The organism is Rhizobacter sp. P1_G5, from assembly GCF_056405435.1.
The window spans coordinates 1-1232 of sequence record NZ_JBFUCB010001015.1; the positions used below are offsets into that span (position 1 = coordinate 1).

Here is a 1232-nt window from a genome sequence, read left to right on the forward strand (position 1 = left end):
GTCCTGCTGTGCGCGGCGCTGTGTGCCGTGTGGATCCCGCCGCTGCCGGTCGCGGGCCGGCGCCTGCCGCTGTGGCCGGTGCTGCACCTGGCGGCCATCGCCGCGGCCTGGGCCGGCGGCGTGCTGCAGGCGCCCGGGGTCGCGGCGCTCGCGCTGCTGGCGGCCTTCGCCTTCGGCAGCCGGTGGGCGCAGGCGCGCTGGCTGCGTGCCGCGCTGATGGTGCTGGCCGCGGCACTCGCGATCGCGCTGTTCGTGCACGTGGTGCCGGGCTTTCGCAACCCGAAGCTCTACGACGGCATCCGCTTCACCGCCGACGCGCTGCCCTTCACCCAGTACCTGAACTTCGACAAGGGCTCGGCCGGCCTGCTGTTGCTGGCCGCGTTCGCGTCCCGCTCGGGCACGCGGCGCGAATGGCGCGGCACGCTGGCCACCGCGGGCCTCGCCTTCGTCGCGACGGCGGTGGTGGTGTTCGCGCTGGCCGTGTCGGTGCACCAGGTCGCTTTCGCGCCGAAGCTGCCGGTGCTCGCGATCCAGTTCCTGTTCGCCAACCTGCTGCTGACCTGCATCGCCGAGGAGGCGCTGTTCCGCGGGCTGCTGCAGGAACAGTTGCATCGCCGGCTGCCGGCGGGTGGGGCCGTCGCGCTGTCGGCCGTGCTGTTCGGGCTTGCCCACCTCGCCGGCGGCCCGGCCAGCGCGCTGCTCGCGGGCCTGGCCGGCCTCGGCTATGCGGCGGCGTACGCGCGCACGCGCCGCATCGAGGCGGCGGTGCTGGTGCACTTCGCGCTCAACGCGACGCACTTCCTGCTCTTCACCTACCCGGCCCTCGCAGGCCGCTGAGGGCTCGGATCAGAGCTTCGGGCCACGCGGCAGCCCGGCCGCGTCGTAGTCCCGGCGGTGCGAGAACCAGGACCAGCCCCAGGCCACGAGCGGCAGCAGGATGGCGGCGAGGGTCCAGGGCCAGTGCTCGACCAGCGTGTCGGTCGTCGTCGCGATCAGGCCCGGGCCTTCAGGCACCGGCGGCGGATCGCGCATCAGCGGCTCGTCGCGCGTGTCGCTCGTGTGCGGTGTCACCGGCGCCGCCAGCACGGGCGCCATCGCCACCTGGCTGGCCGCAGGTTCCGGCGGCTTCGAAGCCACCGGCTTCACGGGCTCGGGCAGCTTCGCGGCCACCGGTTTCGCCGGCTCGGGCCGGGACGCCGCCGCGGCCGGCGCGGACGCCCGCGCCGCCACCC

1 protein-coding gene and 1 pseudogene are annotated in these 1232 nt (G+C 75.2%); one reads left to right on the plus strand and one right to left on the minus strand.

Features of this window, described 5'->3' with window-relative positions; genetic code table 11:
- Nucleotides 1-837 (plus strand): CPBP family intramembrane glutamic endopeptidase (locus tag AC1D12_RS33655; protein ID WP_477845421.1); only part of this gene is annotated, 837 nt, incomplete at its 5' end.
- A gap of 9 nt (nt 838-846) precedes the next feature.
- Here AC1D12_RS33655 and AC1D12_RS33660 read toward each other — a convergent pair.
- A pseudogene (locus tag AC1D12_RS33660) lies at nt 847-1232 on the minus strand (hypothetical protein); the annotation flags it as partial.